At 39.1% G+C, this 25,653-nt stretch carries 28 protein-coding genes; 17 read left to right on the top strand and 11 right to left on the bottom strand.

Going from position 1 to position 25,653, the window contains the following annotated elements; genetic code table 11:
- The first annotated feature begins 29 nt into the window (after positions 1 to 29).
- Both ACR2F3_RS15605 and ACR2F3_RS15610 read left to right on the top strand, forming a co-directional pair.
- Positions 30 to 944: a glycosyltransferase family 2 protein gene (locus tag ACR2F3_RS15605; RefSeq protein WP_432710916.1), complete on the top strand. Its 915-nt coding sequence runs from the start codon at positions 30 to 32 to the stop codon at positions 942 to 944.
- 4 nt (positions 945 to 948) lie between these two features.
- Positions 949 to 2,115, top strand: a complete 1,167-nt coding sequence (locus ACR2F3_RS15610) for a glycosyltransferase family 2 protein (RefSeq protein ID WP_432710917.1) — start codon at positions 949 to 951, stop codon at positions 2,113 to 2,115.
- Here ACR2F3_RS15610 and ACR2F3_RS15615 read toward each other — a convergent pair whose 3' ends face one another.
- From ACR2F3_RS15615 to ACR2F3_RS15635, 5 genes are all read right to left on the bottom strand, one after another.
- A complete protein-coding gene (locus ACR2F3_RS15615) occupies positions 2,116 to 2,322 on the bottom strand; it encodes a hypothetical protein (protein ID WP_432710918.1) in 207 nt (68 codons plus the stop codon). It abuts the gene before it with no gap.
- A 224-nt stretch (positions 2,323 to 2,546) separates the two neighbouring features.
- The gene (locus ACR2F3_RS15620) at positions 2,547 to 3,101 is read right to left on the bottom strand and encodes a hypothetical protein (RefSeq protein ID WP_432710919.1); all 555 of its coding nucleotides are present in this window, start codon (positions 3,099 to 3,101) and stop codon (positions 2,547 to 2,549) included.
- On the bottom strand, positions 3,088 to 3,732 hold the full coding sequence (locus ACR2F3_RS15625) for a hypothetical protein (RefSeq protein ID WP_432710920.1): 645 nt from the start codon (positions 3,730 to 3,732) through the stop codon (positions 3,088 to 3,090). The genes ACR2F3_RS15620 and ACR2F3_RS15625 overlap by 14 nt, the downstream gene beginning before the upstream one ends.
- A 277-nt stretch (positions 3,733 to 4,009) precedes the next feature.
- Positions 4,010 to 4,258: a hypothetical protein gene (locus ACR2F3_RS15630; protein WP_432710921.1), complete on the bottom strand. Its 249-nt coding sequence runs from the start codon at positions 4,256 to 4,258 to the stop codon at positions 4,010 to 4,012.
- Positions 4,259 to 4,355: 97 nt separating this feature from the next.
- Positions 4,356 to 6,524: a S46 family peptidase gene (locus ACR2F3_RS15635; protein ID WP_432710922.1), complete on the bottom strand. Its 2,169-nt coding sequence runs from the start codon at positions 6,522 to 6,524 to the stop codon at positions 4,356 to 4,358.
- A 450-nt stretch (positions 6,525 to 6,974) separates the two neighbouring features.
- On the opposite strand from ACR2F3_RS15635, the gene ACR2F3_RS15640 reads away from it, so the two are divergent.
- The 12 genes from ACR2F3_RS15640 to ACR2F3_RS15695 all read left to right on the top strand — a co-directional run bounded on the left by ACR2F3_RS15640 (position 6,975) and on the right by ACR2F3_RS15695 (position 16,583).
- Positions 6,975 to 7,451, top strand: a complete 477-nt coding sequence (locus ACR2F3_RS15640; RefSeq protein ID WP_432710965.1) for a GAF domain-containing protein — start codon at positions 6,975 to 6,977, stop codon at positions 7,449 to 7,451.
- A complete protein-coding gene (locus ACR2F3_RS15645; protein ID WP_432710923.1) occupies positions 7,444 to 8,052 on the top strand; it encodes a DNA-3-methyladenine glycosylase in 609 nt (202 codons plus the stop codon). Before ACR2F3_RS15640 ends, ACR2F3_RS15645 begins: the two co-directional genes overlap by 8 nt.
- Positions 8,053 to 8,108: 56 nt before the next feature.
- Positions 8,109 to 8,597: a pyridoxamine 5'-phosphate oxidase family protein gene (locus ACR2F3_RS15650; protein WP_432710924.1), complete on the top strand. Its 489-nt coding sequence runs from the start codon at positions 8,109 to 8,111 to the stop codon at positions 8,595 to 8,597.
- A gap of 3 nt (positions 8,598 to 8,600) precedes the next feature.
- Positions 8,601 to 9,503, top strand: coding sequence for a histone deacetylase family protein (locus ACR2F3_RS15655; protein WP_432710925.1), 903 nt, complete (start codon positions 8,601 to 8,603; stop codon positions 9,501 to 9,503).
- A gap of 111 nt (positions 9,504 to 9,614) precedes the next feature.
- Positions 9,615 to 11,456, top strand: coding sequence for a DNA topoisomerase III (gene topB, locus ACR2F3_RS15660; protein ID WP_432710926.1), 1,842 nt, complete (start codon positions 9,615 to 9,617; stop codon positions 11,454 to 11,456).
- A gap of 83 nt (positions 11,457 to 11,539) precedes the next feature.
- Entirely contained in the window at positions 11,540 to 11,917 is a 378-nt protein-coding gene (locus ACR2F3_RS15665; RefSeq protein ID WP_432710927.1) for a response regulator, read from the top strand.
- Between the two features lie 21 nt (positions 11,918 to 11,938).
- Entirely contained in the window at positions 11,939 to 12,274 is a 336-nt protein-coding gene (locus ACR2F3_RS15670) for a hypothetical protein (protein ID WP_432710928.1), read from the top strand.
- Positions 12,265 to 13,071: a hypothetical protein gene (locus ACR2F3_RS15675; protein WP_432710929.1), complete on the top strand. Its 807-nt coding sequence runs from the start codon at positions 12,265 to 12,267 to the stop codon at positions 13,069 to 13,071. Before ACR2F3_RS15670 ends, ACR2F3_RS15675 begins: the two co-directional genes overlap by 10 nt.
- Positions 13,068 to 13,997, top strand: a complete 930-nt coding sequence (gene miaA, locus ACR2F3_RS15680; RefSeq protein WP_432710930.1) for a tRNA (adenosine(37)-N6)-dimethylallyltransferase MiaA — start codon at positions 13,068 to 13,070, stop codon at positions 13,995 to 13,997. Before ACR2F3_RS15675 ends, miaA begins: the two co-directional genes overlap by 4 nt.
- A gap of 82 nt (positions 13,998 to 14,079) precedes the next feature.
- Positions 14,080 to 14,619, top strand: coding sequence for an outer membrane beta-barrel protein (locus ACR2F3_RS15685; protein WP_432710931.1), 540 nt, complete (start codon positions 14,080 to 14,082; stop codon positions 14,617 to 14,619).
- A gap of 94 nt (positions 14,620 to 14,713) precedes the next feature.
- On the top strand, positions 14,714 to 15,244 hold the full coding sequence (locus ACR2F3_RS15690; protein WP_432710932.1) for a DUF3347 domain-containing protein: 531 nt from the start codon (positions 14,714 to 14,716) through the stop codon (positions 15,242 to 15,244).
- A gap of 52 nt (positions 15,245 to 15,296) precedes the next feature.
- Positions 15,297 to 16,583, top strand: a complete 1,287-nt coding sequence (locus ACR2F3_RS15695; protein WP_432710933.1) for a citrate synthase — start codon at positions 15,297 to 15,299, stop codon at positions 16,581 to 16,583.
- A gap of 78 nt (positions 16,584 to 16,661) precedes the next feature.
- Here ACR2F3_RS15695 and ACR2F3_RS15700 read toward each other — a convergent pair whose 3' ends face one another.
- From ACR2F3_RS15700 to ACR2F3_RS15715, 4 genes are read right to left on the bottom strand one after another with little or no spacing between them, the layout of a single operon-like run.
- Entirely contained in the window at positions 16,662 to 17,927 is a 1,266-nt protein-coding gene (locus ACR2F3_RS15700) for a nucleoside permease (RefSeq protein ID WP_432710934.1), read from the bottom strand.
- A 44-nt stretch (positions 17,928 to 17,971) separates the two neighbouring features.
- Positions 17,972 to 18,586 (bottom strand): bifunctional nuclease domain-containing protein, encoded by a 615-nt coding sequence (locus ACR2F3_RS15705; protein WP_432710935.1) that lies wholly within the window; start codon positions 18,584 to 18,586, stop codon positions 17,972 to 17,974.
- Between the two features lie 39 nt (positions 18,587 to 18,625).
- Positions 18,626 to 19,597: an electron transfer flavoprotein subunit alpha/FixB family protein gene (locus ACR2F3_RS15710; protein ID WP_432710936.1), complete on the bottom strand. Its 972-nt coding sequence runs from the start codon at positions 19,595 to 19,597 to the stop codon at positions 18,626 to 18,628.
- A gap of 36 nt (positions 19,598 to 19,633) precedes the next feature.
- Positions 19,634 to 20,371 carry an electron transfer flavoprotein subunit beta/FixA family protein gene (locus ACR2F3_RS15715; protein ID WP_432710937.1) on the bottom strand — a complete coding sequence of 246 codons (738 nt, stop codon included), beginning with the start codon at positions 20,369 to 20,371 and terminating at the stop codon, positions 19,634 to 19,636.
- Positions 20,372 to 20,417: 46 nt separating this feature from the next.
- On the opposite strand from ACR2F3_RS15715, the gene ACR2F3_RS15720 reads away from it, so the two are divergent.
- Complete coding sequence (locus ACR2F3_RS15720; protein WP_432710938.1) at positions 20,418 to 20,753, top strand: tetratricopeptide repeat protein; 336 nt, start codon at positions 20,418 to 20,420, stop codon at positions 20,751 to 20,753.
- A gap of 11 nt (positions 20,754 to 20,764) precedes the next feature.
- Complete coding sequence (chrA, locus tag ACR2F3_RS15725; protein ID WP_432710939.1) at positions 20,765 to 21,964, top strand: chromate efflux transporter; 1,200 nt, start codon at positions 20,765 to 20,767, stop codon at positions 21,962 to 21,964.
- Between the two features lie 12 nt (positions 21,965 to 21,976).
- On the opposite strand, the gene dnaB is transcribed toward chrA, so the two are convergent.
- Positions 21,977 to 23,539, bottom strand: coding sequence for a replicative DNA helicase (gene dnaB, locus ACR2F3_RS15730; RefSeq protein ID WP_432710940.1), 1,563 nt, complete (start codon positions 23,537 to 23,539; stop codon positions 21,977 to 21,979).
- A gap of 131 nt (positions 23,540 to 23,670) precedes the next feature.
- On the opposite strand from dnaB, the gene rlmB reads away from it, so the two are divergent.
- Positions 23,671 to 24,438, top strand: coding sequence for a 23S rRNA (guanosine(2251)-2'-O)-methyltransferase RlmB (gene rlmB, locus ACR2F3_RS15735; protein ID WP_432710941.1), 768 nt, complete (start codon positions 23,671 to 23,673; stop codon positions 24,436 to 24,438).
- Positions 24,439 to 24,553: 115 nt separating this feature from the next.
- Here the strand turns inward: rlmB and ACR2F3_RS15740 are convergent, their stop codons facing one another.
- On the bottom strand, positions 24,554 to 25,645 hold the full coding sequence (locus ACR2F3_RS15740; RefSeq protein ID WP_432710966.1) for a mannose-1-phosphate guanylyltransferase: 1,092 nt from the start codon (positions 25,643 to 25,645) through the stop codon (positions 24,554 to 24,556).
- Positions 25,646 to 25,653: the final 8 nt, after the last annotated feature.

Genomic DNA, 25,653 nt, shown 5'->3' on the forward strand with positions numbered 1-25,653 from the left:
GTATAAAGCTTTATTACAAATCTATAATAATGCCACTAATTTCAATTATAACCGTCAATTACAACCAAGCCCAGGCAACTATAGATTTATTAACGTCTATTAAGTTATACGCAAGTCATCTCCAATTGGAAGTTATCTTGGTTGACAACGGAAGTACTGAAAACAAAGAGCTTGACTATAAAGCTGGTTGCAAAGATATTAAATATATTCGTTCAAAGAAGAATGTAGGTTTTGCCGCAGGAAATAACTTAGGTATTCAACAAGCCACAGGGAAATATCTTTTCTTCGTAAATAATGATACCGAATTCACGCCAGGGCTTGTAGAAACGTTGTTTCATACTATGGAGGCACATCCTCAAATAGGAATGCTCTCCCCAATGATTAAATATGAACAGCAGCGCAATGTAATTCAATATGCTGGTTTTACGCCCATGAATTATTATACCTGCAGAAACGAATGTATAGGGCAGTTTGAAAAAGACCACGGTCAATTTGATGGCAAAGTTGGTCCCACAGGTTACTGTCACGGTGCGGCGATGATGATATCCAGAAAAGCGTTAGAAAAAGCGGGATTGATGGCAGAAAATTTTTTCCTTTATTATGAAGAAATGGATTGGTGTGAGAAAATTAAAAAAGCTGGATTCCAGATCTGGGTAAATACAGGAGCAACGATTTACCATAAAGAGTCATTAGCTGTGGGTAAAAACAGTGGTCTAAAAGAGTATTTTATGAATAGGAACCGAATTCTTTTTATTCGCAGAAACGCAACTTTATTTCAGCGTTACATTTTTTACGGCTACTTTCTCAGTTTTGTGGCGCCCAGAAATATAGTAAAGTATATTAAAGAGAAAAACCCTGCTTACATTAAATTATTGTTACGTGCCATCCAATGGAACTTTACCAATCCTGTTGACAGTAAATACCTTGGTTATACCCTAAACTAATTATATGCTCATTACCTTTTGGATTGCTATCTTCCTTGTTTGCTATACTTTTTTCGGGTACGGAATATTATTGTACGTCCTTATAAGCATCAAACGTTTCCTGCGTTCAAAGAAAAAGCCTTTATTCGCATTTGACGATCTTCCTAGCTGCACGCTGGTTGTGGCAGCTTATAATGAGGAAGATTTTATTGAGCAAAAGATTGCTAATACGCTCGCCCTTCAATATCCTGCTGGTAAACTACAACTGTTATTTGTGACCGACGGTTCCACCGATCGCACACCTCAGCTCGTTTCACAGCATCCTGAAATAAAGTTGTTGCATACCTCGGCTCGCAGTGGTAAAATTGCTGCCGTTCACCGTGCAATCGAACAGATCACCACTGAGTTGATAGTTTTTACCGATGCCAATACCTTTTTAAATCCTGAGGCCTTATTAAACCTTTGCCGGCATTATGCAGACAACAAGGTAGGTGCCATTGCAGGTGAAAAGCGGGTAATGATTGAGGCATCAGCTGATGCAACAGCCGGTGAAGGTTTTTACTGGAAATACGAATCCAGGTTAAAGGCATGGGATGCTGAGCTCTATTCAGTAGTAGGTGCTGCCGGTGAGCTTTTCAGTATTCGGAAGGCACTTTACGAACCGGTACCTACAAACAGTATCCTGGACGATTTTATGATTTCCATGAAGATTGCTGCAAAGGGGTATATCATTGTTTATGAGCCTGATGCATACGCACAAGAAACGTCATCTGCAAACATCGCAGAAGAACTAAAACGTAAAGTACGAATCGCAGCAGGAGGAATTCAATCAGTGATCTGGCTTAAGTCGTTGCTTTGGCCTTTTAAATATCCTCTGTTGACTTTTCAATATATTAGCCACCGTGTTTTACGGTGGACAGTTACGCCATTTCTAATGATCCTGGCTTTTATATTGAATGTGTTTTTGGTGATGCAACAGGCAGGTGTAACCTATCAGGTGTTGCTAATTGCCCAAATAGCATTTTATTTATCTGCTTACCTGGGCAAGTTTTTGGAATCCAGAAAGATCAGGGTTAAAGTGTTATTTATTCCCTATTACTTTTGCGTAATGAACTACGCGGTTCTGGCTGGTTTGTTACGTTATTTCTTTGGAGAACAGTCCGTTATATGGGAAAAGGCCATCCGGAAATAGCTATTTCTTTTCCGGTGGCGTAATTGGTTTTTCTGGTGGAGTAGAAACAATCTCTCCAAATTCATTCACGTAAGCCATCATGCTTTCTAAAGATCCGTCATTTGGATTTTGCTGGCGCTCTTGTTTACGTTGTAATTTGTCTTCTTTTTTCTTTTGTCTATTTTTTTCAAGTTGCTTTTTCATGAAAGTTGCCTGAGATTTAGCCATACGTTTTGTTGTTTAAGTTAGAAAATAACGATTCTCTGTATTATTTTACTGCAATTTAAAATGCTCATTTTAAATTGGTTATTCAGTAAAGTTAAAATTCTCGATGGTAACGGAAAAACATCAGGGGAATTTGGTCCAATCAGTTGATCCTGATAGGCAATGCATTAGAGAAAAGTTGTATAATTATTCCGTTTTATGCAAATATAAGCATTAATTATGAATATTTACATACCCAAGGTCAACTTGTAGCCAGCAACTGCCTTTGCTTGCAATGCCTTTGTGGTAGCATCCCTTAATTGGCCGCTAATCACGTAAGTAAGATCTGGAGCATTTAAATAGTCCTGTAGTTGTTGTGTTGTAGCGGTTACGGTGATGTTAATGGTAGTTGCATAGGATGTGGGAATATTAGTGTTTGCCCCAAGCTGGATAGAAGGTTTACCAGAAGCCTGTAGTTGTACGCTGAGGTAACTAAAGGCAGATATGCCATTTCCATTAGTATCTGGATTGTCTAGTTTAATTACAAATTTTGTAATCTGTGCAGATCGAAGGTCGGCTATGGTAAATTGATCCGTACTTTCAGTTACGTTCTGGCTCAAATCAATGCTATTTTTCAACTCTGCAATAATAACGGTATTCTCAAGGTTGGTTAGTATGGGGATTGTAAAGCCTATTGAGTCTGTTTCGATTACAACATCTCTTTGAATATCTTCTTTCAGTGTGCATGAAAACAAGATTAACGATATTAAACCAAGGATAAGGTGTTGTTTAATTTTTACCATTTATGATTGAACTTAAGTTTGGTTTTATACCTATGGAAATAGGGACGGATTGAAAACGCCTGTCCTGAATTTTTTGAAAGCCATGCATAAAACTGCTTTCCAAAAATAGAGAAACTTTATTTAAACTATACTCTATTCCAATTCCGGTTTCCAGAATACCCATACCCACGGTTTTATTGCTTTGGGTAGCCTCCGTGTTACCGTTCTCCAGGTTAATCCTGGGTACTAAAAGGAAGCCACCGCCACCCCCTAGAAATCCATAATATGCAAAGTTACCATGGAACTTGCGATAACCAAGGGCCATGTTTAATAAATAAGTCGTTGACCGTCCACTACGAAATAATGTAGTCTGCCCGGGTTCGAGCATTTGCTGGTCGTATTTATAAGCATGCAGGTCTACTTTCGGATACAAAAATAAACCGCCATCACCCAGGCCAATATTCAAGCCTATGGTAGTAGAGAATTTAGGTTTAAAGTAGTCTGATGTTTCACCCAAAGGGAAAGTAAAACCAAAACCACTAGAGGTATATAATTTGTCTTTTCTGCCTAGGTTATCAGTCTGTGCATAACTAATGCTGAAGCAAAAAAGTTGTAACGCGAGTAGGATAAGCAAACTTGTTTTTAGTCTCATAGTTGATTAGTTTTTACTTAAAACACTCACTTTCGGTATATGTTTCAATTACAAGTCCAATCTCTTATTCAGAATAAAATTTCGCCATTTAAGGGGCAAAATTAAATTTTTTAAATTATTTAAAATTCTAATATTCAGGATGCTTATTGGTTGTATCTAATCTTAAACTTTATTTATGTATTAGATTTAGGTGCCATATGTTTTGTTTGCACAAAATTATATTTTGTTTTAATATGTATTTATTTAATTTACAGTGTATTAAAATGATTATATAAATCTATTGTTGACGTATATATGCGGCTGAGAAATCATCTCTCATTAACTTGAAGCGATCCACTACAGTTGCGATGAACTCCTCATCGAGTAACTGGAAAACCTCATTAGCCCCGCCTCCGGTGAGGTCCATTTCCGATAATTTATAGCTCTGTTCAAAGCTGCCTAATTCGAACTTTACAATGTATTTCTGGTTCATATTGAACAAAGTAATCTTGCATGATGGGTGTGGTAATTCGGCTATTACTCTCATATCTTTTTCCTTTAAATTTGTTTATTACTGATAAAGGCCATTACCTAAATTCCATATATATACATAGGATTTAAATAATGGCCTTCTGAAACTTTGACTACAGTTTAAGGCCCATTTCCTTAACCAGGAAATCAGCTTTATCAACTTTGGTGGCTACAAATAATACATAGCGAATGTCTACACCGATCGAACGGCTGTAGCTTTCATTCCATGAATAATCATTGATGGTTGCGCCATAGGCACGGTCAAAATTAACACCTATTAATTCGCCTTTGGCGTTCATAATTGGTGAACCTGAGTTACCACCAGTGGTGTCCATATTGTATAGGAAAGACACCGGAACATCGTTTAAATCTTTCTTAGCAAACGGACCGAAATCTTTGGCGGTCCATAAGGTTTTAATTGTTTCCGGATAGCCGAACTCAGGAAGCCCTTTAGCACCTTTCTCCAGAATTCCCTTTATGGTAGTATACGGTTTCATGTAAGTGGCGTCAGCAGGAGAATAACCCCTAACATAACCATATGTTAAACGTAATGTACTATTCGCATCTGGAATGAAATCTTTTTTCAAAAACTTTTCTTTGATCCTAACATAATCACCCATCAATTTATTTAACTGACCTTCACGGGCATCCTTTTCCGGTTTAATAGCCGTAATCTGTTGTTGAATGTCTCGTTCAAATAATAGCAAGCCATCGTTATAGGCGTTTAATGCTTTTGGCGATTTCAAAAGTATATTCATTACATAGTCCTGATCTTTCAGCTTTGTAATGCCAAAAGTATTTTTGATGTATTGGTCAATCACGGCCTCGGTGTTGCTACCTTTGCTGGCAACTTTTGTCACCGCATTGATTTTCTGGTAAGGTGAGAACGCCGCAGCGTCAGTCAACATCTTTTTGAAAATAGTGCGATCTACATCGACATCAAAGGAAGCATAAGTGCCAGCTAAAGCCTGTTTAACCTGCGAAATGTTCTGATCGAAAAATGATTGTTTATTTGCGGGCCTCTGGGCATTTAAAGCTTCTTTAAAGTTATTAATCGTACGCGACACAGACAATAAGCTTGTTGAACTGTAAATTTGTCCAAGCCATAAATCTCTTTGCGCATCGCCATTAATCAGCTTATACAGGTTATCGATGTCGTTCATCAACGTTCCATATTTTGCTTTTTCTTCAACGTTATTGTTAATGAACTCAGCTAATGCAGCATCTTCCTGCTTTTTTTGTCCAATTAAATCTATGCCTTTTAAGCCTTGTAATTTACCACGGTAATTTTTCATCACGTTTGCATTTCTCTTAATGCGTGTGGCTAACTTAATCTCTGTTTCTTTGCTGTTCTTTCCTGCAGCTTCCATTGTTGCATTCTGAAAGTCATACAAGTTGGAAACATATGGCAATACAAATTTTTGTTGATTTTCTATAAATCCAGCTGGGCGATGACGGAAAGTTCTTCCAGGGTAGCCTAGGATAAACACGAAGTCTTCTTCTTCAGTGCCATTTGGATTTACCTTTAAAAACTTTTTAGGGGTATAAGGAACGTTTTCTTTTGAATATTTTGCTGGTTTACCATCTTTGCCCACGTAGGCGCGCATAAATGAGAAATCTCCGGTATGACGTGGCCACACCCAGTTATCTGTTTCCCCACCAAATTCGCCAACTTGTCTGTTTGGAACATATACCAAACGAACATCAAGTATTGTTTTATAACGGAACAGTACGTAGGTTTTACCAATAAACATTTCCGACACCTCTGCTTTGATGCTCGGATCCTTTTGTTCTGCTTCAGCTGCGATATTTTTCATCGCATTGTTAATAAGTTTTAAACGCGTAGCCGGGTCTGTAACCTGTGCCACCGGGCCTAAAATAAGATCCGACACGTCTTCGTAACTCTCCGTGATGCGGCAAGTAAGGCCTTTAGCTTCAATCTCTTCGCCATACGAACGAGCCACCAAACCTTTTGTCAGGTAATCTTTCTCAGGTGTGCTCGCTTGTTGAACAGCCCCGAATGCACAATGGTGATTAGTAATAATTAAACCTTGGTTAGAAACAAACGACCCGGTGCAACCACCAACATTTACCAGGGCATCAACCAGACTGGTGCCGTTTGGATTGTAGATTTCGTTCTGGTCAATTTTTAATCCTGCTTTTTTTAAGTCGATTTTATGAATTTCACTTAGAGGGAACATGCCTTCATCAGGTGGAGTATATCCTGACTGAAGGATGCCAAATATGAGCAAAAAGGTTAATAATAAGGTTTTGTTATTCATGTGTTTGAATTTTTTGTTAATGGCTGCAAATTTAGCAATTTTTAAGTTTATGTCACTTCAATAGCTTTTTTGATTTGAAAGTATCTGTCGGGTGCTTTATAACGTTACATGCATCGCTCGTGTAAAATTTACGCTAGAATAAAAAAACAAATTGATTGCTTTAGTTAAAAAGAAAATTTGACAATACCTACGCATAAATTCAAGGTGAATACCTGATGCTTAAGTGATGAATCCGATCCATTACGGACTCACGTACGCTCAAATTGGCTTTAGATTACCCCTGAAATTAACGTTGGCTATAATTTTACGACCTAAGACTTATTAAGAATGATTTTAATTTATGATTATTATTTTTTAGTGTAGGCGGAGGTGCTGCATGCTTTGAACGTTTATGTGGAATTTAACAAAGTATAATAATATAATAATTAGCTTTGTATGACATTTAAACTTATGGCTGAAGATTTAAAAATTATAGCGACTGGTTCTAAAGAGGCTCAATACCAATCTTTATTACCTCAGATCGAGGCATTGATTACGGGTGAAACAGATTTAATAGCCAACCTAGGCAATATTTCTGCGGCATTAAAGGAGCAATTTAATTGGTTATGGGTTGGTTTTTACCTGGTAAAAGCCGACGAACTAGTATTGGGTCCTTTTCAGGGGCCTGTTGCATGTACACGAATTAAAAAAGGTCGCGGCGTTTGTGGACAGAGTTGGGGAAAAGCTGAGGTGCTCATCGTTCCAGATGTTGAGGCATTTCCAGGGCATATCGTCTGCAGTTCCGCATCGAGATCCGAAATTGTATTGCCACTCTTTAAGGCTGACCAGGTTATCGGTGTGCTGGATGTGGACAGTGAGCACTTAGATCAGTTCGACGATGTGGATGCTTTATATTTGAATAAGATTATAAATCTGATTGATGCCTAAGTTACCTCATTCCTTTTATCAGAATGAGGTTGTAACCGACCTGGCTGTGCTATTGCTCGGTAAACAATTATTTACCCGGGTTGATGGTCAGTTAACTGGCGGTACAATTGTGGAAACAGAAGCCTATGATGGTTTGATGGATAAGGCCTCGCATGCCTATGGCGGCCGTTTTACCAATAGAACCAGGGTGATGTACGAGCAGGGTGGAGTTTCCTATGTTTATTTGTGTTATGGCATACACCATCTCTTTAATGTGGTTTCAGGGGTTGAGGGTTCGCCGCAAGCGGTGTTGATACGCGGAATTGAGCCGATTGTGGGCATAGATGTGATGTTAAAGCGGCGAAACATGTCCGCTTTAAAGCCTAACGTCGGCGCAGGCCCAGGTGCATTAGCCAAATCCCTTGGCATTGATATGAAATTAAACGCCAAAGATCTTTTAGGCGATGAAATTTGGATAGAAGATAACGGCATCCAATACACCCCTGAACAGCTGATTGCTGGTCCAAGAATAGGGGTAGCGTATGCAGGTGATCATGCTTTGTTACCATGGAGGTATGCTGTTAATGGTAATAAATATGTAAGTAAACCACATATTAAATAAAACATTCCGTGACGTATGCTGTTGGATAGGACATAAATTATTCAACGCTAAAGCTTATGAAAACGGAGAAAAACATAGCATTATTGAAAGAGAAGATTGAGGACGTTCGTATCTGTATGATGACCACTTTGTCAATGACCAACGAGTTCTCCAGTCGCCCGATGGCTACTGCAAATGTAGAAGATGATGGTAGTATCTGGTTTTTTACCAACGAATACACGGTTAAAACCACAGAAATTTCCAGAGACAATATTGTATCCTTAATTTACAGCAATCCCTCAAGTCATACTTACATGTATGTTAACGGAAAAGCTGAATTGGTAGATGACCAACGTAAGAAAGAAGCGTACTTTTCGGCTATTGATAAAGCCTGGTTTCCTGAAGGATCTGCTGATCCAAGGTTAATATTGATTAAAGTTACACCTGTGGTAGCAGAATACTGGGATAGTACCTCGTCTAAAATGGTAGTGGCTTTTAATATGTTAAAAGCGATAGTTACCGGCGATCAGTTTGATGAGGGGCAACATGATAAGTTAAATTTCTAAAATTTGATAAAAATTGCCTGGCATCCTATATACGTACATCCGCTCCCAATAGGGCATCGTTTCCCGATGCTCAAATATGAGCTGATCCCTCAGCAACTACTACATGAGGGCATCATTTCTGTTTCAAACTTATTTGAGCCAGAACCCGTTGACGAAAGATGGATCTTATTAACGCACCAGCAGACCTATTGGGAATCCCTTCGTGACATTACGCTTCCAGCGAAAGAACAACGAAGTATTGGATTCCCATTAACGGCGCAATTGGTTGAGCGAGAGCAAAGGATTGCCCAGGGTACAATTGACGGCACTCGTTATGCTAGAGTAGCAGGAGTGGCTTTTAATATTGCAGGAGGCACACATCATGCTGGGAGTTTCTGGGGCGAAGGCTTTTGCCTGCTAAACGATCAGGCAATTGCTGCCAATTATTTATTAAATAATAAATTAGCCGATCGTATCTTAATTATTGATTTAGATGTGCATCAGGGTAATGGCACTGCAGAGATATTTGAGCAAAACCCCCATGTGTTTACTTTTTCCATGCACGGAGATAAAAATTTTCCCTTTAGAAAGGAGCGATCCGATCTTGATTTTCCTTTGGATGACGACCTTAGCGATGCGCCATACCTGCAGAAACTAAGTGAGATTCTCCCACATTTATTTGAACAGCAACAGCCAGATTTCGTGTTTTACCTTTCTGGTGTGGATGTTTTGGCGACGGACAAACTAGGTAAACTCGCCTTATCCAAGGAGGGTTGTAAAGAGCGCGACCGCCTGGTGCTTCAACAATGCCGTGAATCAGGGGTCCCGGTGCAAATTAGCATGGGCGGGGGCTATTCTCCACAGCTTAAAGATATCGTAGATGCGCATTGCAATACCTTCAAGTTGGCCCGGGATATTTTCGGTTAGCTGTTTTAAAAAGCTAACATTCTTTCATTAAGCAAATTGTAATTTGGTAATTTTTAGTCCGAATTAGGATAATTTTAGTGAAATTTGGCGGTCCGGACTTAACCCTATTGAATGAAAGTTGTAATTGCAGAAAAGCCCTCCGTTGCACGTGAACTGGCGAAGGTTTTTGGGGCAACGACCAAGAGAAATGGATATATAGAGGGTAAAGGTTATACGTTTACCTGGGCTTTCGGCCATCTTTTACAATTGGCACCCCCACAAGAGTATGGTTTTATTGGTTGGCGAAGGCAACATTTACCCATGTTACCAAAAAAATTCAAACTCGCCATCCGTAAAGTGAAAACAAAAGATGGTTTCGTTGATGACCCTTCTGTTAAAAAACAGCTCGACATTATCAAGCAGTTATTTGATGAGGCCACAGAAATCATTGTCGCAACCGATGCCGGGCGTGAGGGAGAACTGATTTTCAGGTATATTTATTACTTTTTGAGGTGTAAAAAGCCATTCAAGAGGCTTTGGATTTCTTCGCAGACTGATGAGGCCATTAAAGATGGATTTCGCAATTTAAAACCTGGTACAGATTACGACACTTTGTTCAATTCTGCACATTGCCGTTCTGAATCTGATTGGTTGGTGGGCATGAATGCGACACAAGCTTTAAGTATCTCTGCAGGTTCCAGGTCTGTTTTATCACTTGGAAGGGTGCAAACGCCAACACTGGCGATGATATGTTCGCGTTACCTCGAAGTAAAGAACTTTGTGCCACAACCTTTTTACCAGCTTGCTATACAAATAGATAAGGACGGTCAGCTGTTCAAGGCCATGTCGGTTAATAATTTTGAGAAAAAGGAAGAAGCAGAGGTTTTATTTGAAAAAATTGAAGATATAAAATCTGGTTTTCCATTAGGTGCGGAAATTGTTGATGTGGAGGCAAAGCCCCGAAAAGAACCCCCACCGTTATTGCACGATTTAAGTAGCTTGCAGCAGGAAGCCAATAAAAAAAAGGGATTTACGGCTGATCAAACATTAGGGTTGTTACAGAACCTTTATGAAAACAAATTGGTATCTTATCCCAGAACGGGTAGTCGCTATATTGGCGACGACGTTTTCGCAAGTATTCCTGGTTTAATAGAGAAAGCCCAGTCGCACGCAGTGTTCGGCAAACAAGCAGAATACTTGTTAACGGTACCATTAAACAAAAGAAGTGTAAATGCTAAAAAGGTGACTGACCACCATGCGATCTTACCAACTGGTGAACCTGTACATGGATTAAGCGATGATAAACAAGCTATTTATGACATGGTAGTTGGACGGATGCTTGAAGCCTTTCATCAGGAATGCGTAAAGGAAATTACGAAAATTACCATATCAAGCGGATCCATTTTTGTTGCCAACGGTACTGTTATTCGGTCTCCAGGTTGGCGGTCTGTATTAAATGACAAGGACGACGACAAAAAGGAAGAAGACAACCCATCACTTCCAAAAGTGAAGGCTGGTGAGCATTTACCTTTGCCAGAGAAAGCATTGCTGGAAAAACTAACAAAGCCCAAAGCGATGTATAACGAAGCGTCGCTGTTAAAGGCACTGGAAACTTCTGGTAAAGAAATAGAAGATGAGGAGTTGCGTTATGCGATGAAAGATACTGGTTTAGGTACGCCTGCTACACGTGCATCTATTATTGAGACTTTGATTACGCGTGAGTACATTACCCGGGAGAAAAGGAATCTAATTCCAACACAGAAAGGCCTTGCCGTTTATGATGTAGTAAAAGACCAGAAAATTGCGCAGGCAGAACTGACTGGGCAATGGGAAAAAAGGCTGGAAGAAATTAGATCAGGGGCATCGGTAATGGATTTTAAAACGGAAATTTCCGATTATACCAGGACGATCACCAATGAGTTGCTGGTAGCCGGAACCGGATTACTTCATAAAATGGAAAATAAAACTAATTAAGAAGTTGATCATTATATCGTTGTGGTATTGTTTTTGCACAAATCTGTTTTTTCAATCCATCACAGGTTACCATTCCACACACAATGAATAAACAAAAGAGAGTAATGATCGCAGATGATGATCCGGGGATATTAGATGCCGTTGAAGCTATGTTAGAATTCGGTGGTTACCAGGTGAGTTCTACTCCCAATGGCGCTACATTATTAGATATTACAGATGATTTTCCTGATTTACTTTTGTTGGATATCTGGATGCCTGGAACGGATGGACGTGATGTCTGCAAGCAACTGAAAGCACAGGAAAGTAGTCGAAAAATGCCTATCATTATGATTTCCGCGAGCACGGAGCTGGAACGGTCTGCCAAAGAAGCCGGTGCAGATGATTTTTTGGAAAAGCCCTTTGATATGGATGAGCTTCTTCAGAAAATTGAATTTTACCTGAATAAAAACGAAAGTAATTAACCGCACATACAACTAAATACTATGAAAACAGACCCTGTAGAGATATTTCAAACGATTAGAGCCGCCTTACAACCTTATGCCGTATTAGGATTTACTAACCGGACTAATAGCGAAGCGCTATATGATTTATGGACTGAGAAACATATAACGATTGACGGTGAAAAACGCACGGAAACTTTCTTCGGCAGTGTAAGTGTTACACCCGAACATGTGCTGGTAAAGACGGGTTTTGAACATAAAGGGATTAATGGTCAGCACGATATCCAAGTAAATAAATTGGATGAGCTTTTAATGAACCAGATTGAAGAAATATTTGCTATAGGCTATAAAACATTTATAGAGAATGAATGGGTCTAAATGAAGACTGGACTAAAGATGTTGAAAACACTTTAAGGCAAGAAAACTTATTAGTGGGGCAAATAGAGCAAGGTGATTTTAAAATGCTGTGTTTGGAAAACGCCAATATTATCATTAATCTAATGCCTTTTCGCACTAAACTATCACCTCAATCTTTAATAAACCTGCAGGTGGAGTATCAATCTAACAACAAAAACCTCTTACACTTGTGGCAGGATGTGTGGCTTACCCGCAAGCAGCAAGTGTTGGACAGGTTAAAATCACTAGTAGGTCTTAATCAACGTATCCACGGGAGAAGCACCCTTACAAAGCGAATTTCTAAGAATGTTGCTGAAACTTTCCTTGAATCCTACCATTTGCAGGGGAGTGCCGGTGGCCGTTATCATTTTGGTCTATATCAGAAAATGGATCTGGTTGCAGTGGCTTCATTTAGCAATAAAAGAACTATGAAAAACAGGGCAGGAGTTCATACTTCGGCGGAGTTAGTCAGATTTGCCACAAAAGGCGGATATACAATTATCGGTGGGCTATCGAAGTTAATCAAATACTATGTAGATCTGGTCAGTCCAAATGACCTGATGAGTTATGCAGACCGGGATTGGTCGCAGGGTAAAGCTTACACGGCAGCAGGATTTCAGTTGATTGAAGTAACGCCGCCAGTGAGGTTCTATCTCGATCCAGTGCATTTTCAACGTTATTCTGTCAAGCAGTTCGAAAGTGTGAACGTCAGTGCCGGAGGATTCTATTTTGAAATATTTAATACGGGTAACTTAAAATACGTGCTCGACCTACCATGAAACCATCACTAATTATTATATTAGGAGCAACGGCAACAGGCAAAACGAAGTTGGCTGTATCTATTGCCCATGCGTTACAAGGCGAAATTATCAGTGCCGACAGCAGGCAGGTGTTCAAGGGGATGGACATTGGAACAGGTAAAGACCTTGCTGAATACCATATAGACGGTATCAACATTCCTTATCACTTAATTGACCACCTTGAGGCAGGTAGCCGTTACCAGGTTGATGCCTTTAAAGAAGATTTTTATAAAGCCTATACAGATATCGTTTCCAGAGCTAAATTACCAATTCTTTGCGGGGGTACTGGCATGTATATCCATAGTATATTACAAAACCATAAGTATACATCGGTTCCTGTAAATTCTTCTCTAAGAGAAGTGCTTTTGCCAAAAAGCAAAGAACAGTTAGAGGAACAACTAATTTCGTACCCCTTAGCGACAAGGGAACATGCAGATTTTTCTACCATTAAACGTCTGATCAGGGGTATAGAAATCGCCGAGTACCTAACGCATAACACCCTGATCGCTATAGAACGACCTTCCTTGGTACCCCACGTGATTGGCCTTACCTCTTCGGTAGAAACCCGGAGGCAACGAATATTTGAAAGGTTGCAATTTAGGTTGCAGCATGGATTAATCAAGGAGGTTGAACAACTGTTAAGCAATGGTGTAAGTGCGGAAATGTTGGTTTTCTATGGATTGGAGTATAAGTATGTGGTATCCTATTTAAACAATGAGATCAATTTAGATCAGCTGCAGGAATTGCTGTTTATTGCTATATGCCAGTATGGAAAAAGGCAAATGACGTTTTTTAGAAAAATGGAAAAAGACGGCGTGAAGATCCATTGGTATGACGTGGAAGAGGAGTTTACCCCCAATCTAATGTCAGATCTGGAAATTAGGATGCATCCTAATAAATATTAAACGAAATAATAGCGTGGCATGCATTTTGTTTAAGCCATACTGCCAAGTCAAATCTGGCATTTATAAACAAATAACATCGAATATGAAAAGAACTACAAAATTATTAGCCTCTGCAGTAGCTGCAGTAGCTTTATTTTTTACAACTAATGCAAATGCGCAAGGCCCAAAATTAGGAATAGGGATTAATGCCGGTGTTCCAACAACAGATCAATATAATTTTACTTTAGGTGCTGATGCTCGTTTACAATTTGACGTTTCAAAACAATTGTCAATTCCTGTTACCGCTGGGTATACCCATTTCTTTTCAAAAGACGCAATTGATGCGGGTACATTAGAGAAACAAAACTATTCTTATATTCCTGTTAAAGCGGGTGTTAAGGTTTTCTTTGACGAATCAGGATCTGGCCTTTATGGTTTAGCAGAAATAGGTGCTGCCTTTGGTGTAAGCGATCATGCTAAAACTGGATTCTTGTATTCTCCCGCAATTGGATACGCATGGAGTAGTGGTTTAGACCTTGGTGTTAAATACGAAGGTATTTCTAGTGCGAGAGAACAGACATTTGGCTATGATAAAAATGTAGGTCATGTAGCGTTACGTTTAGCTTACGGATTTAAATTGTAATCATTAACTCACAAAATTATGAGGCCCCTGATTTTTTCAGGGGCTTTTTTTTTATTCAAATTTAAAATGCTATTTTGAGCAAAAAACAATACATATGAATAAATATATAGGTGTAGTTCTACTATTTGCCTTGTTTTCTTGTAATAGTGCTACAGAGAACGGAGATCAAACTCAGGATAGTACAGCCGTAAATGTGGATAGCAATTCCACAAATATAGCGCTGAAAGATACAAAGGTTCAGGAGATCTATAACAATTACATCATTTTAAAAGACGCACTGGTGGCCTCTAACTTTGAGAAAGCAGGTCCTGCAGCTAATGACTTGTCTAACAAACTTGCAGTTTATGAAGGTTGTGAAAACACTGCACTAATTTCTCAGAAAATTGGAGCAGCAAAAAACATTGCTGACCAGAGAAAAGATTTCACAAATCTTAACGCTGATCTCATTGCTTTATTTAAGCATGCTGATTTAAATGCCGGTACCATTTATGTTCAACGTTGTCCCATGGCTAACAATGGTGACGGTGGAGAATGGTTGGCATCTGAAAAACAAATCCAAAACCCTTATTACGGCGACGAAATGATGGATTGTGGTGCAGTTTTAGAAGAAATTCACGCTAAATAATCAACCTCAATAAATATAGATTAGTTACTTTTGTTATTATAAAATATTAGATATGTCAGAAATTGCAGAGATTAAGATTGACGGAAAAGTTTACGAATTCCCGGTAATAACGGGAACGGAAGGCGAAAAGTCAATAGATATTTCAAAACTAAGAGAACAAACAGGTTATATTACGCTAGACTTGGGCTATAAAAATACAGGCTCTACGAAAAGCGCTATAACATTTTTAGATGGTGAAAAAGGGGTATTAAAATACCGTGGTTACTCGATCGAAGAACTTGCCGAAAAATCATCCTTTCTTGAAGTAGCTTATCTGCTTATTTATGGTGATCTTCCTAAAAAAACAGAACTGGATAATTTTCAATCTCAAATCAGCCGCCATACGCTGATCCATGAGGACATGAAAAAGTTTTTAGATGGCTATCCTTCTAAGTCACACCCAATGGCACAACTTGCCTCTTTGGTGTGTTCACTTTCAACATTCTATCCGGAGTCCCTTGTTGCTAATTCAGAGCCTGAGACCATGAATCAAACCATGATCAAGCTTTTAGCAAAATTCCCGACCATCGTGTCATTTATCTACAAAAAATCTTTAGGTCACCCACTGATTTATCCTAAAAACAAGTATGATTATGTTACCAATTTCATTAATATGATTTTTGGTCAACGCACAGAAGAGATAGAAATTGATCCTGTAGTGGTTAATGCAATGAATACCTTGTTAATTCTTCATGCTGATCATGAACAAAACTGTTCAGCTTCGACGGTGAGGATGGTAGGATCTTCTGATTGTAACCTTTACGCATCAGTTTCTGCTGGTATCTCAGCTTTATGGGGCCCATTACATGGTGGTGCTAACCAGGCGGTAATTGAGATGCTTGAAAACATTAAAGCCGACGGTGGAGATACTGAAAAATGGATCAACAAAGCAAAAGATAAAAATGATCCTTTCCGTATGATGGGCTTTGGCCATAGGGTTTACAAAAACTTCGATCCACGGGCAAAGATTATTAAGAAAGCCTGCGATGATATTCTGGAGAAATTAGGTATTAACGACCCGGTGTTAGAAATTGCCAAGAAACTTGAGGAAGCGGCATTAAATGATTCTTATTTTGTAGAACGTAAACTTTACCCTAACGTTGATTTCTATTCTGGAATCATCTACAGGGCATTAGGTTTTCCAACTGATATGTTTACTGTGTTATTCGCTTTAGGACGTTTACCAGGATGGATTGCACAATGGAAAGAGATGCATGAGAATAAAGAACCTATTGGTCGCCCGCGTCAAGTATATGTAGGCCATACGAATAGAGAATTTGTAAGCATTGAGAACAGGTAATAAATAATAAAATACCTGGTAACAAAAAGTCCTGTCTTCATCTCGAAGACAGGACTTTTTGTGTAAATAAGTGGGTGTTTAGCTATTCATTGCCTTTATAGCCGACTCTTCGGCACGGTTGTGTTTGTACTTAAACACAAATGGGAAGATGATGGCCAGTACTAAGGTGTATCCTGCAAAAGTAAGCCAGATATTCGTCCAGTCCTTACTTTGATCAGCGTTGGTGAAAAACTCTGTGATGATAATGCCACTGGCAAAGCTACCGAAAAGTGCACCAAAGCCGTTTACCATCATCATAAACAATCCCTGTGCACTTCCGCGCATTTTGGCATCTACCTGCGTTTCAACAAACAAGGAACCAGAGATGTTAAAGAAATCGAAGGCCATGCCGTAAATTATGCATGACAATACAATCATCCATAAACCACCGGCAGGGTCTCCAAAAGCAAAAAGTCCAAATCGTAATACCCAGGCAAGCATGCTGAACAGCATTACATATTTAATTCCGAATTTTTTTAGAAACAATGGAATGGCCAATATGAATAATGTTTCAGAGATCTGTGAGATTGACATGATTATGGCCGGATATTTAACGGCCAATAAATCAGCATACGCGGGTACATTTTTGAAATCATGCAAGAAGGTATCTCCATAAGCATTGGTAAGCTGTAAAGCTGCTCCCAACAACATAGAGAATAAAAAGAATACTGCAAATTTAGTTTGTTTTAACAGGGTAAATGCCCTTAAGCCTAGAGCATCGACAAAAGACTTTGCTTTGACCTGGTTGGCTAAAGGAGGACACTTAGGGAGTGTGAAAGCATATATACCCAGAATTAATGAAACTGCCGATGCAATATAAAACTGATTAGAGCTGGCTTCATTTCCAGTTAAACTTACTGTCCATAATGCGGCAATAAAGCCAATGGTACCCCAGATTCGAATGGGGGGGTAATCCTTTACTACGTCCTTATTGTCGTTTTTTAAAGCCGAATAAGCGACTGTAATAGACAAAGATAGGGTAGGCATGTAAAAGATCATGTTAAGTAAGATAACCCAGAAAAAAGTTCCTGGATCTTTTACCATAGGCAAACTAAATAACACCATTGCTCCACAGATGTGCAGAACTCCAAGTAGCTTTTCTGCATTAATGAAACGATCAGAAATTATTCCGATAATGGCGGGCATAAAAATGGACGAAATACCCATGGTAGAAAAAATAACACCGAACTCAGTGCCAGACCATTGTTTATTTTGAAACCAATAAACTCCGATCGTCAGAAGCCATGAACCCCATATAAAAAATTGCAAAAAATTCATTAGCGTTAAGCGAATCTTAACATTCATAATAGATGTGTGAGGTAAGAGTGGGAGATAGGACTAAATGGATGTTAAGATGAATTTCTTTTATTAAGTTCATCCCTTAAGCGGGCTGCTTTTTCGTAAGCTTCTTCTGCAATGGCTTCCTGCAATTTCTTTTGCAGCTCTTCTACAGATAGAGATTTATAATTATTTCCGGGGATGGAAGTAGAAATATCCTCTGAACCTTTTTCTTTAGTCATGCTATCCATGTTTTCAAGGAAAAGAAGGTCATTACCTTCGATAACTATACCTGCAGAGGAAATAATAAATTCGTAGGTGTATACGGCCGCTTTGAAACGTACGGCCAAGGCAATCGCGTCTGATGTTCTGGCATCTATTTCACGAACGTTAACGCCGTCAGTGCATATTAATTTGGCAAAAAATACGCCGTCAACCAAATTGTAGATTAAAACTTCCTCAATTTGAATGTGATAGGCCTGGGCAAATGACTTGAATAAGTCGTGGGTGAGTGGCCTGCTTGGTGTCATCTTCTCTAATTCGATGGCAATTGCCTGCGCTTCAAACGCACCTATAATAATAGGAAGTCGTCTTCTTCCATTTACTTCTCCCAGTACCAGTGCATAAGCGCCTGATTGGGTCTGGCTATAGGATAAACCAACAATATCGAGTTTTACTTTTTTCATATTAAAGAATATCTGGCAGGCCGTAACCTACCAGGTATTTTATCCTTTATGTACTTTTAACGCTTCTATTAATTGAGGCACTACTTCGAAGGCATCACCAACGATTCCATAATCAGCAACCTTAAAGAAAGGTGCTTCTGGGTCTTTGTTGATGACAACGATTACCTTAGACGAGCTGATCCCAGCCAGGTGTTGTATGGCACCGGAGATACCAACAGCAATATATAAATTCGGACTGATCGATATGCCGGTCTGTCCTACGTGTTCCGAGTGTGGTCTCCAATCGGCATCTGAAACTGGCTTAGAGCATGCCGTAGCCGCGCCTAGCAACTCAGCAAGTTCTTCAATCATTCCCCAGTTTTCAGGACCTTTTAATCCTCTTCCCGCTGAAACAACAATTTCTGCATCAGGTAAAGAAACCTTGTCAGTTGCCCTTACAATTTCTTTAACAATAGCACTGAAGTCATTTGCTTTAACTTCTGGAGCAAATGTTTCAATTGTTACATCTTCATTCACTTCCTTAACACCGAAAGCATTTGGCATTAAAGCAATTACTTTCTTTGCAGAGGTTAATTCTGTTACAGCAAAAGCCTTACCAGAGAATGCAGTTTTTCTTATTAAAAACTTTCCGCCGTCTGTCTCAGGTAGTGCTACTGCACCATCAACTAAACCTGCCTTAAGTTTAACTGCAATCCTTGGGGCTAGCCCTCTTCCAGAAAAAGAGTTTGATAGTACAAGAATATCAGCGCCCTCTTTATTGACCGCTTCAGCAATAACGGAGGCATATGCTTGATTTACAAAGTTTTTTAACTGCTCGTTATTGACATTCAGAATTTTAGAGGCTCCATATTTACCTAATTCTTTAAGTTCATTTTCTTCGATATTACCGATTGTAATCGCCGTTAAGTTAGTTCCCTGTGCAGTTGCTAGTGCTTTTGCATAAGAAACGGCTTCAAAACCAGATTTCTTAAACTTGCCTTCAACTTGTTCTATATATACTAATACTGACATATTATATTTTTATATTTTGTGGTACAAGATTAATCCTTAGATCACTTTTGCTTCGGAGTGTAATAAATCAATTAATTTCGTTGCTTCTTCCGAAGGTACCAATTTAACTGTTCCTCTTGGGGCTGGGGTATCATATTTCACTATTTTGGCTACTTCCTCAATGGCAACTGGTTCTACAACTACCAAAGGTTTGGTTCTGGCCGACATAATTCCCCTCATGTTAGGAATTTTAGCTTCTGCAACACCTTCGGCGCAGCTTGCAATAAATTTACCGGTAACCGATATTACTTCTTTACCACCTTCAATCTCACGTTCTAAGGTTGCGGAAGAGCCGTCGTAATCTAGTTTTTTAATGATAGAAATAGAAGGGATATCTAAAAATTCACCAATCATAGCTGGCACCTGGGCACCATTATAATCAATTGATTCCCGACCACATAGGATCATGTCGAATTCATTAGCTTTTACATATTCAGCGATTTGAAAAGCAGTAAAATAAGCATCACGAGGGGCTGCATTTATTCTTACCGCATTATCTGCTCCGATGGCTAAAGCTTTCCTAATTGTTGGTTCGGTGCTGCTTTCACCTACATTTAACACTGTAACGGTTCCTTTTCCACCTTCACAAAGTTCAATAGCTTTCGATAAGGCAATTTCATCATAAGGGTTTACAATAAATTGTACACCTGATGTATTGAATTGTGTATTATCGTTAGTAAAAGTTATTTTTGTCGTTGTGTCGGGCACATTACTGATACAAACTAATATTTTCATAAAAATTGTCTTTTTGCAAATCTAATTAAAAAAGCAGGGATTTAAAATGCAAAGTACCCGATTAATCACCTTATTGGAATTTTTAAAGAGTGATCCTAAGGATCCTTTTGTTGTTTATGCCTTGGCTACAGAATATAACAGTCTTCAGGACTCAGAGAAGGCGTTTTATTATTATAATATCCTTGTCAACGAACATCCCGATTATGTTGGAACTTATTACCATTTAGGTAAGTTATATGAGAAGACCGGCGATTTATCAAAAGCAGTAGTTGTTTACCAGAAAGGTATGGAAGTAGCCAGAAAGATAAGAGATAACCACGCACTTTCCGAATTGCAAGGTGCTTATAATTCGGCTATGGGTTTAGATTACGAAGACGACTAAGTCATTAGACCTTGAAGAATAGACAGTTTTTATTTTTAAGAAGTGTATTCCTTTTTACATTTACAGCTTTCGGTGGTGCTCAGGCGCATATGGCACTTTTACTTAAATACTTTGTAAAAAGCACCCCATTCATATCCGAGGAAGATTTGCTGGAGTTGAATGCACTTGCTCAAATTTTGCCTGGACCTGCGTCAACACAAACACTTGTGGGTATTGCATATAAGGTAGGCGGGTTGAAGTTGAGCTTAATCACATTTTTAATTTGGATTATTCCATCAGCTGCTGTAATGACATTTGTGGCCATCAATTTTTCAAGACTTGATCATAAGTCTGGTTTTACTAATATTCTACAGTATATTAATCCTGTTGCATTAGGTATTGTTGCATTTGCAGCCTATCAGTTATCAAAAAGGGTATTGGTAAACCAATTAGCCATTATGTTAGCCGTGGCTTCAGTTGTTGCTACGCTGGTACTTCAGAATGCATACGTTTTTCCATTGGCTATTTTAATTGGTGGTATTGTGTCCTCTGCCATTGGCAGTCCGAAGGAAGAGACTGAACTCAGGGTTCGGCTGTTTTCTAATGTTAACCCTAAAAAGTTGTCTTATTTAATCGGTGGACTCCTTTTTTTGGCATTATTAGGTGCGATAATTAATACTACTTCACCATTCAGCTTACCCATTAGGTTATTTGAGAATTTCTACCGGAATGGAATCTTTATTTTTGGTGGCGGACAAGTGCTGGTTCCCCTGATGTTTACAGAGTTTGTTCAAATGAAACAATACTTGATGGCATCTGACTTTTTATCGGGATTTGCATTACAGCAGGCACTTCCGGGGCCCACTTTTTCCTTCACCAGCTACGTAGGTTCATTAAGTATGAAAAATTTCGGGTACGGTGTATTCGGGCAAATTGCCGGTGGAATTATTGCCGTGGTAGGCATTAATTTACCGGGCCTTATTCTGGTGTTATTTATTGTGCCTTTTTGGGACGATTTAAAGAAGATAACCCGCATAAAGCATTCGTTAGCAGGTATTAATGCGGTTAGTGTTGGGTTTATCGTAGCGGCGTTTATGCTGTTGCTTAAGCCAATTACCCTGGACTTTTTATCGATTACAATTATGACGATAACCTTTTTAATCTTGAACTTTACTAGAGTTAGTCCTCCTTTATTGGTTATCGCCGTAATGTTGCTCGGATTTTTTTTATAACTATTATCTTAATTAAAAAGGTGCATCCTCATCATGCATATCGTCCATTCTTGATGGTTTGATAATAACATTTCCTGCAGGGCGATCAAACTCAGGAGAAGGAAGCATACCTGCTCCTGGACTATCGATGGAAAATGAATTTTGTGGCATAAAGTTTTCCTCTAAATCGGCGAATTTCACGTATTTACCAATGAATCGTAGTGGAACAATTCCAGTTTCACCGTTACGGTGTTTTGCAATGATTACTTCACCAATACCGGCTTGTGAACGACCTTGTTCATCTTCAGTTATTCCATAATATTCCGGACGATATAAGAATAATACCATATCCGCATCCTGCTCTATGGAACCGGATTCCCTTAAATCTGATAATAAAGGACGTTTTCCGTTTTGTCCCGGTCTGTTTTCCACTGCACGACTCAATTGCGACAGGGCGAGTACTGGTACATTCAGTTCTTTAGCTACGGACTTCAATGCCCGGGAAATACTACCAATTTCTTGTTCACGGTTACCACCGCCACCTTCGCCTTTACCATGCATTAATTGCAGGTAATCGATAATGACCATCTGGATGTCGTATTGGGATTTAAGTCTTCTGCATTTTGCACGGAATTCAAAGATGTTTAAAGCAGGAGTGTCGTCAATTAATAAAGGTGCTTCAGTTAAGCGACCAATTTTACTGTGTAATTGTTGCCATTCCCATTCGGCCAGGTTTCCTTTCCTGATTTTCTCCTGTTCAATTTCTGTTTCTCCGGATATCAAACGATTTACCAACTGCACAGAAGACATCTCAAGGGAGAATACGACCACCGGCTTTTGAAAATCAACAGCAGCGTTTCTAGCACAGGTTAGTACGAAGGCCGTTTTTCCCATCGCCGGACGAGCAGCAATAATCACCAAATCTGATTTTTGCCATCCACCCGTGATACGGTCAAGGTCCGTGAACCCTGAAGGCACTCCCGTTAAACCATCAGTTTTAGTTCTTAGTTCTTCTAAAGTGGCTAATGACTGTTTGATGATTTCATCCATTTTCTGCGTATCACGACGCAGGTTATTTTGAGCAATATCAAACAGGTTTTTCTCTGCATGATCTAACAGGTCAAAAATGTCGGTGGTGTCTTCATAGGCATTTTGGATAATCTCTGAAGAAATTCTAATGAGTTCTCGTTGAATATATTTCTGTGAAATGATACGGGCGTGGTACTCAATATTGGCTGCAGAGGCAACACGGTTGGTGAGGTTTGTGATATAGTATGCACCACCAACCATTTCCAGGGTACCCAGGTTACGCAGCTCTGTAGTAACAGTTAAGATATCTACCGGTTTTGATTTTTGAAACAACAGGTGTATGGCTTCAAAGATTTTTTTATGTGACTCCTGATAGAATACTTCAGGTTTTAAAATATCGATTACAGTAGAAAGTGCATCCTTTTCGAGCATTAAAGCTCCTAAAACTGCTTCCTCCAAATCAATAGCTTGTGGGGGGATTCTGCCCATTCCACCTGCTGTATTGTTTAACCTGGTCTTCCTGGCTGTATAGTTTGATTTTTCTTGACCCTGTGTATCGATACTCATTCAGCAAAATTAGTCAAAATTATATGGCCATCTATAATAGTTTATGAACATTATTTGCTAACCGTATGCTGATAAATATTTATGCCGAAAATCTTTTTATTTGCGCTATTTTTGCGCATTAATATATACGTATGGAAAACTTTAAACGGTCTGGAAGACCTAAAGAAAATAATGAGTTTGTATTTGGTATTCGCGCTGTAATTGAGGCCATTAAAGCTGGCAAGGAGATTGAAAGCATCTATATCCAAAGAGGATTATCGGGTGACTTGATTTCTGAATTAAAACCTTTAATGAGAGAAGTTGAAGCACCTATCCATACGGTTCCGGTTGAAAAACTAAATAGAATGACACAGAAAAATCACCAGGGCGTGATTGCTGTTATTTCTTCTATTACCTTTCAAAAAATTGAAGACATTATCCCATTTATATACGAAAAGGGGGAAACCCCGCTGGTTCTGATTCTCGATGGTATTACTGACGTAAGAAATATGGGGGCTATTGCGAGAACAGCAGAATGTGCAGGTGTTCATGCGATTTTAGTGCCTACAAAAAACTCGGCACAGATTAATGCTGATGCCATCAAGACTTCGGCGGGGGCACTGTTTAATATTCCGGTGTGCCGGCATGCCAATTTACATAAAGTGGCGTTGTATTTACAGGAATGTGGTTTACAGATTGTTGCCTGTACCGAAAAAACTAATGATTTGATTTATAACCCAGATTACACAGCTCCTACAGCAATTGTAATGGGGGCAGAAGATGAAGGTGTGTCTAACGAAATTATGCGAATGGCCAACCACCTGGCTAAGATTCCTATGTTTGGTGAAATAGGCTCTTTAAACGTATCGGTGTCTACAGGCATTATTTTGTATGAAGCGATTAGACAACGGACGACTTAACTGTTCAACATAAAATCAATTAAAAAAAACCGCTTTATCAAATGAAGCGGTTTTTTTTTAATTCAGTAAGTTAATGATTGTTCGAGTATTATGATGATGCCCTTGTAAATAACCATTAAATATATTTTGAACCGTGTTTAGCCTTTACATCAGCAACTACCAGTTTAACATGTTGTTCTTCACTTCTTGGGCAAATCATTAAAATATTATTTGACTCAACTACAATGTAATCGTGTAGGCCTTGGAGAACTACCAGTTTGCCATCAGGTACATTTACCATGCAGTTTGATGAATTGAACATCATCACTTTGTCTATCGGAATAACAGCATTACCTACATAGTCCTTTTCGGCCATCTCGTAAATAGACGCCCATGTACCTAAATCTGACCATCCAAATTCAGAAGGTAAAACATATACATTATCGGCCTTTTCCATGATACCAAAATCAATGGAAATGTTAGTGCATTGCTGGTAGGCATTGCTGATAAATCCTGCTTCAGCATCTGTATTGTAAAACGGTTCACCAGCGTGAAATATTTCATACATATCAGGCAAGTGCTTCTCGAAAGCTTTATTAATCGCTTTAGCAGACCAAATAAAGATCCCGGCATTCCACAAGAAGTCACCACTTTGAATAAATGATGTGGCAAGCTCAAGGTTGGGTTTCTCAGTAAAAAGTCTCACTTTATGAATACCTTCATCTGAGGCTAAAGTTTCATCCTCATATTGAATATAACCATAACCAGTATCTGGTCGACTTGGTTTGATACCCAGGGTTACCAAACAATCGTTTGTTGCAGCCGCGGCTAAAGCTCGATTAATGGCTTCGATAAATTTATCCTGCTGAGCGATAGTATGGTCTGATGGTGCTACCACAATGGTGGCTTCTGGATTCAGTTGAGCAATTTTCATTGCACCATAGGCAACACATGGCGCTGTATTACGCATTATTGGCTCTGCAAGAATCTGATTATCTTTGATTGCAGGTAATTGTTCTTTTATAATGCCTGTATAAGTTTCGTTAGTGACGATAAAAATATTCTCAGGTGGACATATATTTAAAAAGCGATTATAGGTGCTTTGTATTAATGTCTGTCCCGTGCCAAAAAAGTCTATAAACTGTTTAGGAAATTCTGTTCTGCTAACTGGCCAGAAGCGGCTTCCGATGCCGCCTGCCATGATTAACGCGTAGTTATTTTTATTCATCATTATAT

This window comes from Pedobacter sp. (assembly GCF_045627485.1).
Taxonomy (GTDB): Bacteria; Bacteroidota; Bacteroidia; order Sphingobacteriales; family Sphingobacteriaceae; genus Pedobacter.

What these genes read in the sequence shown, in the direction of transcription:
- ACR2F3_RS15675 (WP_432710929.1), top strand. Translation starts at nt 12,265, where the DNA reads ATGGGTCTAAATGAAGACTGGACTAAAGATGTTGAAAACACTTTAAGG.
- dnaB (WP_432710940.1), bottom strand. Translation starts at nt 23,539, where the DNA reads ATGAGTATCGATACACAGGGTCAAGAAAAATCAAACTATACAGCCAGG.
- ACR2F3_RS15625 (WP_432710920.1), bottom strand. Translation starts at nt 3,732, where the DNA reads ATGAGACTAAAAACAAGTTTGCTTATCCTACTCGCGTTACAACTTTTT.
- ACR2F3_RS15615 (WP_432710918.1), bottom strand. Translation starts at nt 2,322, where the DNA reads ATGGCTAAATCTCAGGCAACTTTCATGAAAAAGCAACTTGAAAAAAAT.
- ACR2F3_RS15705 (WP_432710935.1), bottom strand. Translation starts at nt 18,586, where the DNA reads ATGAAAAAAGTAAAACTCGATATTGTTGGTTTATCCTATAGCCAGACC.
- ACR2F3_RS15695 (WP_432710933.1), top strand. Translation starts at nt 15,297, where the DNA reads ATGTCAGAAATTGCAGAGATTAAGATTGACGGAAAAGTTTACGAATTC.
- ACR2F3_RS15740 (WP_432710966.1), bottom strand. Translation starts at nt 25,645, where the DNA reads ATGAATAAAAATAACTACGCGTTAATCATGGCAGGCGGCATCGGAAGC.
- ACR2F3_RS15610 (WP_432710917.1), top strand. Translation starts at nt 949, where the DNA reads ATGCTCATTACCTTTTGGATTGCTATCTTCCTTGTTTGCTATACTTTT.
- ACR2F3_RS15620 (WP_432710919.1), bottom strand. Translation starts at nt 3,101, where the DNA reads ATGGTAAAAATTAAACAACACCTTATCCTTGGTTTAATATCGTTAATC.
- ACR2F3_RS15635 (WP_432710922.1), bottom strand. Translation starts at nt 6,524, where the DNA reads ATGAATAACAAAACCTTATTATTAACCTTTTTGCTCATATTTGGCATC.
- ACR2F3_RS15690 (WP_432710932.1), top strand. Translation starts at nt 14,714, where the DNA reads ATGAATAAATATATAGGTGTAGTTCTACTATTTGCCTTGTTTTCTTGT.
- miaA (WP_432710930.1), top strand. Translation starts at nt 13,068, where the DNA reads ATGAAACCATCACTAATTATTATATTAGGAGCAACGGCAACAGGCAAA.
- ACR2F3_RS15700 (WP_432710934.1), bottom strand. Translation starts at nt 17,927, where the DNA reads ATGAATGTTAAGATTCGCTTAACGCTAATGAATTTTTTGCAATTTTTT.
- topB (WP_432710926.1), top strand. Translation starts at nt 9,615, where the DNA reads ATGAAAGTTGTAATTGCAGAAAAGCCCTCCGTTGCACGTGAACTGGCG.
- ACR2F3_RS15630 (WP_432710921.1), bottom strand. Translation starts at nt 4,258, where the DNA reads ATGAGAGTAATAGCCGAATTACCACACCCATCATGCAAGATTACTTTG.
- ACR2F3_RS15715 (WP_432710937.1), bottom strand. Translation starts at nt 20,371, where the DNA reads ATGAAAATATTAGTTTGTATCAGTAATGTGCCCGACACAACGACAAAA.
- ACR2F3_RS15665 (WP_432710927.1), top strand. Translation starts at nt 11,540, where the DNA reads ATGAATAAACAAAAGAGAGTAATGATCGCAGATGATGATCCGGGGATA.
- ACR2F3_RS15640 (WP_432710965.1), top strand. Translation starts at nt 6,975, where the DNA reads ATGGCTGAAGATTTAAAAATTATAGCGACTGGTTCTAAAGAGGCTCAA.
- ACR2F3_RS15670 (WP_432710928.1), top strand. Translation starts at nt 11,939, where the DNA reads ATGAAAACAGACCCTGTAGAGATATTTCAAACGATTAGAGCCGCCTTA.
- ACR2F3_RS15650 (WP_432710924.1), top strand. Translation starts at nt 8,109, where the DNA reads ATGAAAACGGAGAAAAACATAGCATTATTGAAAGAGAAGATTGAGGAC.
- ACR2F3_RS15645 (WP_432710923.1), top strand. Translation starts at nt 7,444, where the DNA reads ATGCCTAAGTTACCTCATTCCTTTTATCAGAATGAGGTTGTAACCGAC.
- ACR2F3_RS15685 (WP_432710931.1), top strand. Translation starts at nt 14,080, where the DNA reads ATGAAAAGAACTACAAAATTATTAGCCTCTGCAGTAGCTGCAGTAGCT.
- ACR2F3_RS15605 (WP_432710916.1), top strand. Translation starts at nt 30, where the DNA reads ATGCCACTAATTTCAATTATAACCGTCAATTACAACCAAGCCCAGGCA.
- ACR2F3_RS15710 (WP_432710936.1), bottom strand. Translation starts at nt 19,597, where the DNA reads ATGTCAGTATTAGTATATATAGAACAAGTTGAAGGCAAGTTTAAGAAA.
- ACR2F3_RS15720 (WP_432710938.1), top strand. Translation starts at nt 20,418, where the DNA reads ATGCAAAGTACCCGATTAATCACCTTATTGGAATTTTTAAAGAGTGAT.
- rlmB (WP_432710941.1), top strand. Translation starts at nt 23,671, where the DNA reads ATGGAAAACTTTAAACGGTCTGGAAGACCTAAAGAAAATAATGAGTTT.